We start from the raw sequence: 8,196 nt of genomic DNA, 5'->3' as shown, positions 1-8,196 counted from the left end.
CCCAGCACGACCCACCATCATTTCACCATCCACGAGATGGACAGATTCCCAGGTCGTTTAGCTCAGCTGGGAGAGCACCTCCCTTACAAGGAGGGGGTCACTGGTTCGAGCCCAGTAACGACCACCAGATTGAAGAAGCCCGCAGCGATGCGGGCTTTTTTGTCTCTGTCGTCAGGTGCGCAGCCGCTCGAGCTGGCTCGCCAGGGTGGTGGCTGCCTGCTCCAGCTGCTCGCTCAGCAGGTGACTGGCACTCGCCTCCTGCCCCAGGGTAGTGGCGGTATCCCCGATGCGCACCAGATTCTGGTTGATGTCGTCGCTGACGGCGCTCTGCTGTTCGGCGGCGGTCGCCACCTGGCTGATGTGATCATGGATCTGCTGGATCTGGGCCACTACCTGGTTGAGCGCCTCGAACGCCTGCTCGGTGCCTTCGACCGTGCTGACCGAGCGGTCGATGCCTGTGCTCATCAGTTGCTGGCTGCTGCTCACCTCGGCTTGCAGGCTGCCGATGAGCTGACCTATCTCGTCGGTGGACGAACGGGTCTTGTTGGCAAGGGCCCTCACTTCATCTGCCACCACGGCAAAGCCCCTGCCCATCTCGCCGGCCCGCGCCGCTTCGATGGCCGCGTTGAGAGCCAGCAGATTGGTCTGCTCGGCGATGGCCCGGATCACGTCGAGAATACGGCTGATATTGGTGCTGCGCTGCGCCACCTGGGCGACCGCCTTGTCCGCCTGGTGCATGTCCTCGACCAGGGTATGGATCTCGTTGCGGGCCCGGCTCAGGGTCTGCTGCGCCGTACTGACATGCTGGGTTGCCGCCTGGGACTCCTGGGCCGCCTGCTCGGCATAGCCCGCCACGCTGACCGCCGTCGTGCTCATCTCGTGCATGGCGCTGACCACGCTCTCCAGCTCCAGGCTCTGCTCGTCCAGGCTGCTGCGCATGGCGTCGGCCGTCTGCTTCATGGCTCTGGCCTGCTGATGAACCTGCTGTCCTATCTGCTTGCTGCCCTGCACCATGGTCCTCAGCTTGCCGAGGAAGGCGTTGAGCTGACCGCCCAGCTCGATGAGTTCCTGGTGGGTATCGATGCGCATCCGTTGGGTCAGGTCCCCCTCACTGCTGGCGAGGTGGGAGACATGGCGGCTGATGAGAGAGAGGGGAGCCGTGATGGTCTGGATGAACCAGACCAGCAGACCCAGCGCCAGCAGGGTAATGACGACCATGGCCACCAGCTGCCGTTGCTGGGTGGCTTGCAGCAGGCTGGCAAGCTGGTCGCCGATGGTGTTGGCCTGGCTCATGGCCAGCGCCTTGGGCACCTTGATCATCAGCCACCACTGGCTGTCGGCGGCGTCGATCTTGATGGGTTGCTGCAAGATGAAGTCGCTGTCGCTATGGTGCGCCTGTCCGTCCGGCGCCACCAGCCCGGCCTCCGTCAGGGGGCGCCCCAGCTTGTCCGCGTGGCGATTGCTGCCGACGATAAAGCCCATCTTGCTGACCAGGGTCACCTCGGCCTGATTGTCATAGAGGCTCTGGCCAAGGCGTTCTGCCAGTTGCTGGAAGAGGGGCAGATTCATGTCCACCCCGGTGATCCCGACAAACTTGCCCTCCTTGAGGATGGGCACCGTCAGGCTGGTCATCAGCATCTGCTTGCCCGGACTTATCTCGTAGAGGTAGGGCTCCATCAGGCAGGGACGACGCGTCTCGCGACCGCAGAGATACCACTCGCTGTTGCGAATGCCGAACTCATTGCGCGAGGTGTCGAACTTGGCTTCGCTGGTTGCCGCATCTATGGTCTGCTGCGCAATGTCTCCGTTCTGTTCCCGGGTGAAATAGATCTCCAGACTGCCCTTGCCCGCCACCGAGTGGCTGGCGCCGCTCTGCCAGTCGGCATCCTGCCCGTCATAGCCATCGGGTTCGAACTGGGCATAGATGGAACTGATCCCGTCCGCCTGACGCAGGCGACTGCCGAGCAGCAGTTCCACTTGGGGGCGGCTCAGTCTGGTGTCCGGCCGTGCCATGCTCCCTTCAATCTGCGCCGCCATGCCGAGCGGTATCTGGTAGGACTGTTGCAACTGGTCTGCGATCTGCAAGGCGTACCGCTCAGCCTGGAACTGCAGGGTACGCGATACCTCCTGCTCCAGGGCGCCGCGAGTCTGGGTCACTATTTCATCGCGCAGGCTGCTCAGGGAGGCAGACTGCATCAGGGTCATGGCGACGCCACTGGCGAGAAAGAGCCCCAGGGTGAGCAGCAGCAACTTGGTCTTGAGCGAGCGTTGTTTCATTCGGCAACTCCTTTTGGCAAGAATGACAACGAATTATCCGGATAGGGTCTGACCCTTGTACTGTACTGGATTTGTTGATGGGTTTGTGCGCGGCTTCTGGTTATAATTTTGGCCTTTCCAAGCGTTGATGGAACAGTCGCAATGAGCAATGCACTGAGCAGTATTCCTCCCGTGGTTGAGATGGATTACCCCTTCCCGGCCAAACCCGTCCCCTTGAGTCAGGCCGAGAAGAGCCGTTTCATCGAGGAGATCAAGGCACTCTTGGTCGAACGGCAGGCCGTGCTGATCGCCCATTACTACACGGATCCCGAGATCCAGGCCCTGGCCGAGGCCACCGGCGGCTTCGTTGGCGACTCCCTCGAGATGGCTCGCTTCGGGCGCGATCACGCCGCCCAGACCCTGATCGTGGCCGGGGTGCGCTTCATGGGGGAGACCTCCAAGATCCTGAGCCCTCACAAGCGAGTGCTGATGCCGACCCTGAAGGCGGAGTGCTCCCTCGATCTGGGCTGTCCCATCGACCAGTTCTCCGTCTTTTGCGATGCCCATCCCGATCACATCGTCGTGGTCTACGCCAATACCTCGGCGGCGGTGAAGGCGCGGGCCGACTGGGTGGTCACCTCCAGCATAGCGCTGGAGATAGTCGAGCATCTGGACAGCCAGGGCCACAAGATCATCTGGGGTCCGGACCGCCACCTGGGGGCCTACATCGAGAAGAAGACAGGGGCCGAGATGCTGCGCTGGCAGGGTCATTGCATCGTCCATGACGAGTTCAAGGCCCGCGCCCTGCGCGAGCTGAAAGAGCAGAATCCGGACGCGGCCGTGCTGGTGCACCCGGAATCGCCGGCCTCCGTCATCGAACTGGCCGATGCGGTTGGCTCCACCAGCCAGCTCATCAAGGCGGCCCGCGAGCTGCCCCAGCGCAAACTCATCGTGGCGACCGATCGCGGCATCTTCTACAAGATGCAGCAGGCCTGCCCGGACAAGGAGATGGTCGAGGCACCAACCGGGGGCGATGGCGCCACCTGTCGCAGCTGCGCCCACTGCCCCTGGATGGCGATGAACGGCCTGGCGGCCATCAAGGAGGCCCTGACCGAAGGCGCAGAGCAGCACGAGATCCTGGTGGATGAAGCGCTGCGCATCAAGGCCCTGATCCCGCTGGATCGCATGCTGGATTTCGCCGCAGAGCTCAAGCTCAAGGTGCAGGGCAACGCCTGATTGGGGTGAACGGATAAATAAAGAGGGCTCCCGCGGGAGCCCTCTTTATTTATCCGTCTGGCATATCGTCAGAGGATCACGGTAGAGAAGCTGTGCTCTTCGTCCGGCGCCACAGTGATGCCGGCGTCGGTTGTGATGGCCGCCTCGACGCAGAGGCTGGAGTGATGGCCTTCATCGTCTACCCTGGGCTCAGAGGATCACGGTAGAGAAGCTGTGCTCCTCGTCCGGCGCCACAGTGATGCCGGCGTCGGTTGTGATGGCCGCCTCGACGCAGAGCATGGTGCGGTAGCCATCGTCGCTCATGTCGGCCATGGCTGCGGCACCCTGTGCCCAGGGAGTCCAGACCACCACGCTGTCGTTGTTGCCGCTCACCACCCGGGTGGCGCGCTCCCCATCCTGGACCGCGACTATGGCCTCGGGCTGGCGATAGATGCGATCCATGGCCGCGGTGACGGTCAGTGCTCCCTGCTGCAGTTCGTTGCGGCCGGTCAGCTTGTCCAGATAGGGGGCGCCCAGCCCGGTCACGCTCACCGCTTCCGGGGCGCTTATCTGCAGATAGGTGTGCAGAGCCGCATTGTAGGTGAGAGGCGTCTTGCCTGTGTTGCGGGTAGTCAGTACCAGGGAGAGCTCCTTGCCCACCAGCACGTCCAGCTCCAGGGCGAAGGCATGGGGCCAGAGTGCCAGGGTCGCTTCATCCTCCACCAGGGAGAGATGCACCAGGGTGCCGTCCTGGTGGTCACTCACCCCATCCAGGGTCCAGAGGCTGGTTCGGGCGAAGCCGTGGGCGGGCTTGTCGTCGCCGACCCGGGCCGGGGCCGGACCAAACCAGGGCCAGCACAGGGGAATGCCGCCGCGGATGGGCTTGTTGCCATCCAGTACCGCCTTGTCGCTGAGCCAGAGGGAGTCTGGTTCGCCATGGCGCTGGTAGCTCAGCACATGGCCGCCGAACAGGCTGATCTGCGCCTTGGCCTGGTCGTTGTGGATGGTGAGGATGGGCAGACCGGCTGCGTTGTTGGCGAGCTGGCAGTGGGCGGTCAGGGGGCGAGTGGATTGCATGGGGACTCCTGTCATCGTGAGAAAGAAAACAAAAAGGCGGCCAATGGCCGCCTTTTTTCAAGCTACGCGAACGCGCATCCCATTACTTGGAGATGTGAGCGATCAGGTCCAGAACCTTGCTGGAGTAGCCCATTTCGTTGTCGTACCAGGAGACGACTTTCACGAAGGTCTTGTTCAGCTGGATACCAGCCTTGGCGTCGAATACGGAAGTCTGACGCTCACCCAGGAAGTCGGTGGAAACCACTTCGTCTTCGGTGTAGCCCAGCACGCCCTTCATGGCGCCTTCGGAAGCGGCTTTCATCGCTTCACAGATTTCAGCGTAGGAGGCTTCTTTCTTCAGGTTGACGGTCAGGTCAACAACGGACACGTCCGGAGTCGGTACGCGGAAGGCCATGCCGGTCAGCTTGCCGTTCAGTTCCGGGATAACCACGCCAACAGCCTTGGCCGCACCGGTAGAGGACGGGATGATGTTCTGAGCCGCACCGCGGCCACCGCGCCAGTCTTTGGCGGACGGACCATCAACGGTCTTCTGGGTAGCAGTGGTAGCGTGAACTGTGGTCATCAGGCCGGACTCGATACCGAAGGTATCGTTCAGCACTTTGGCGATGGGGGCCAGGCAGTTGGTGGTGCAGGAAGCGTTGGAAACGATGTCCTGGCCAGCGTAGGAATCCTGGTTGACACCCATGACGAACATGGGGGTGGCATCTTTGGACGGACCAGTCAGCACGACTTTCTTGGCGCCGGCGGCGATGTGCTTGCGAGCGGTCTCGTCGGTCAGGAACAGACCGGTGGCTTCGGCAACAACGTCAACACCGATCTCGCCCCATTTCAGGTTGGCCGGGTCACGCTCGGCGGTAACGCGAACTGTCTTGCCGTTGACAACCAGGTTGCCGTCTTTGACTTCAACGGTGCCCTTGAAGCGGCCGTGAGTGGAGTCGTACTTCAGCATGTAAGCCATGTAGTCAACGTCGATCAGATCGTTGATGCCGACCACTTCGATGTCAGCGCGCTCGGCGGCCAGACGGAAGACGAAACGGCCGATGCGGCCAAAACCGTTAATACCTACTTTGATAGTCATAATTGGTTACCTAACTGTTCAGTAGTCAAAGAAAATTCCGTTTGTAAATTTACTAGAACTCCCCCGTGAGTCAACCAACAATCTGTCTGAAATTGCGCTATATCATGAAAAACTGTGAAATTTATTTTCTGTTTATGTAACTCACTACCAGTTTTTGTCGAAAAGAGATAACCCAATACTGCCTGCCTTGTCACACAACCTCAGGACTGAATGTGTAAAAATAGCGGCGGTTTGGCGTGGCCGACAGCGCCAGCGCACGAGCTCGACCCATAAAAAACAAACAAAATAGTATAGACAGAATCCACAGCGGGAATTCTCAAACTATGACCACCCTGATTGAACAGCTGGCTGCCGCCAAAGGCATTGCCAGCGAGTATGTCGATGCCTGGGGCCAGCCGGCCCTGGTATCCGAAGAGAGCAAGGCCGCCATGCTGGGCGCCATGGGTTATCGCGTCGATGACGAGAGCGCCCTGACCGAGCAGCTGGAGCAGGAGCACCGCCAGCACTGGCTGCGGGCGCTGGATCCCGTGATGGTGGTACGCAGCGGCGAGCCCGTCACCCTGGAAGTCCGTCTCCCCATCGATTTCGTCAACGACGCCCTCACCTGGCAGCTTGCCCAGGAGCAGGGACCCGTCTTGTCCGGCAAGATCACCCCCATCGACGGGGAGCTGGTCGGGGTAGCCGAGTTCGAGGAGATGGAGTGCCAGGCCTATCGCGTCGCGCTGGATGTGCAGCCGGAGCTTGGCTATCACCAGCTGACTCTGCTGGAGGAGGGCAATGAGGAGCCGCTCGCCACCATGCGCCTCATCGTCGCCCCCAAGGCGTGCTACAAGCAGGCGCCGATTGCCAACGGCCGCAAGGTGTGGGGCCCGAGCGTGCAGCTTTACTGCCTGCGCAGCCGCACCAACTGGGGCATGGGGGACTTCAGCGATCTCGGCCAGCTGGTAGAGAAAGCCGCCGCCTGGGGTGCCCATTTCGTGGGTCTCAACCCCATCCATGCCCTCTATCCGGCCAATCCCGAGAGCGCCAGCCCCTACAGCCCCTCGTCCCGTCGCTGGCTCAACCTGGCCTATATCGACGTGGAGGCGGTGCCCGAGTTTCTGGCCAACGAGCGGCTCAAGGCCGAGGTGGCGACGCCCGCTTTCCAGCAGCACCTGGCTGAGCTGCGCGCCAAGGAGAACGTGGATTACACCGGCGTCATCCAGACCAAGATCGGCATGCTGCGCCAGGTGTTCGACCAGGCGAGCTTTGGTGCCGAGCGTCAGGCCGCCTTCGATGCTTTCGTGGCGGCCGGCGGTGACAGCCTGCAACAGCAGGCGACCTTCGATGCCCTGCAGGCCCACTTCTACAGCAAGGGTGAGAACGCCTGGGGCTGGCCGGTCTGGCCGGAAGCCTTCCGTGACTACCACAACCCAGCCGTGGCGGCCTGGATGGTGGAGCACCAGCAGGATGTGAATTTCTATCTCTACCTGCAGTTCCTGGCCGACGAGCAGCTGGCCCGGGCCGATGCCCGCGCCAAGGCGGCCGGCATGGTGATGGGGATCTACCGGGATCTGGCGGTCGGCGTCTCCGAAGGCTCCACCGAGATCTGGGCCAACCGGGATCTCTACTGCCCGAAAGCCTCGGTCGGTGCCCCCCCCGACATTCTCGGCCCCCTCGGCCAGAACTGGGGCCTGCCCCCCATGAACCCGAACCAGTTGTTCGAGGCGGCCTATCAGCCCATGGTGGATCTGTTCCGCGCCAACATGCGCGCCTGCGGCGCCCTGCGCATCGACCACGTGATGGCCTTGCTGCGCCTGTGGTGGGTGCCGCCCGGAGCGTCCGCCGCCAAGGGCGCCTACATCTATTACCCGGTCAACGACCTGCTGGGGATCCTGGCCCTCGAGTCCCACCGCAATCAGTGCCTGCTGATCGGGGAAGATCTCGGCACCGTGCCGGAAGGCATAGACGTGACCCTCAAGGAGAACGGGGTCCACTCCTACAAGGTGTTCTTCTTCGAGCGCTCCAAGGCCGATGGCGGTTTCATCTCTCCCGCTCACTACACCGAGCAGGCAATGTCGGCCCTGACCACCCACGACATGCCGACCCTCAAGGGCTTCTGGCATTGCGACGATCTGGCGCTGGGACGCGAGCTGGGATTGTATCCAGATGAAGACGTCCTCAAGACCCTGTATGCTGATCGCCACCAGGCCAAGCAGCGCATTCTCGACAGCCTGCATGCCCATGGTGTCATCTCCGGCAACATCAGTCACGACGTGAACTGGGTCGGCATGAACACCGAGCTCAACCATGGCCTGCAACTGCATATGTCCCGCGGCAGCTGCGCCCTGTTCAGCACCCAGTTGGAAGACTGGCTGGAGATGGACAAACCGGTCAATGTGCCCGGGACCAGTTACGAGTACCCCAACTGGCGTCGCAAGCTTTCAAGGGATCTGGAAGATATCTTTGCCGACGAGGCGCTCAAGGCGCTGGCGGGCAAGATGAGCCAGGCCCGCGATGAGGCCAGTCGTTGAGTCCCATTACCATGACTCGCTTACATCCGCTCGGGCCCAGGCCCGGGCGGATGCTCT

General features: G+C 62.0%; 5 protein-coding genes and 1 tRNA gene. 3 read left to right on the top strand and 3 right to left on the bottom strand.

The genetic code is table 11. The features are described 5' to 3' along the window. Positions 1 to 51: 51 nt before the first annotated feature. A tRNA-Val gene (locus tag ACEUCR_RS19210) sits at positions 52 to 127 on the top strand. A 44-nt stretch (positions 128 to 171) separates the two neighbouring features. Here the strand turns inward: ACEUCR_RS19210 and ACEUCR_RS19205 are convergent. Then, positions 172 to 2,277 carry a methyl-accepting chemotaxis protein gene (locus tag ACEUCR_RS19205; RefSeq protein WP_408791890.1) on the bottom strand — a complete coding sequence of 702 codons (2,106 nt, stop codon included), beginning with the start codon at positions 2,275 to 2,277 and terminating at the stop codon, positions 172 to 174. A 141-nt stretch (positions 2,278 to 2,418) separates the two neighbouring features. Between ACEUCR_RS19205 and nadA the strand changes: the two genes are divergently transcribed. Beyond that, complete coding sequence (gene nadA, locus ACEUCR_RS19200; RefSeq protein ID WP_408791888.1) at positions 2,419 to 3,492, top strand: quinolinate synthase NadA; 1,074 nt, start codon at positions 2,419 to 2,421, stop codon at positions 3,490 to 3,492. 189 nt (positions 3,493 to 3,681) lie between these two features. On the opposite strand, the gene ACEUCR_RS19195 is transcribed toward nadA, so the two are convergent. Continuing rightward, entirely contained in the window at positions 3,682 to 4,548 is an 867-nt protein-coding gene (locus ACEUCR_RS19195) for a D-hexose-6-phosphate mutarotase (protein ID WP_041992152.1), read from the bottom strand. An 82-nt stretch (positions 4,549 to 4,630) separates the two neighbouring features. Continuing rightward, on the bottom strand, positions 4,631 to 5,626 hold the full coding sequence (gene gap / locus ACEUCR_RS19190; RefSeq protein WP_041992149.1) for a type I glyceraldehyde-3-phosphate dehydrogenase: 996 nt from the start codon (positions 5,624 to 5,626) through the stop codon (positions 4,631 to 4,633). Between the two features lie 323 nt (positions 5,627 to 5,949). On the opposite strand from gap, the gene malQ reads away from it, so the two are divergent. After that, on the top strand, positions 5,950 to 8,139 hold the full coding sequence (gene malQ, locus ACEUCR_RS19185) for a 4-alpha-glucanotransferase (protein WP_408791885.1): 2,190 nt from the start codon (positions 5,950 to 5,952) through the stop codon (positions 8,137 to 8,139). Positions 8,140 to 8,196: the final 57 nt, after the last annotated feature.

It is taken from the genome of Aeromonas bivalvium (assembly GCF_046078285.1).
In the GTDB taxonomy this organism is placed as follows: domain Bacteria; phylum Pseudomonadota; class Gammaproteobacteria; order Enterobacterales; family Aeromonadaceae; genus Aeromonas; species Aeromonas bivalvium.
Note: the sequence above shows the minus strand (reverse complement) of the source record. Positions and strands in the feature narration are given on the sequence as shown.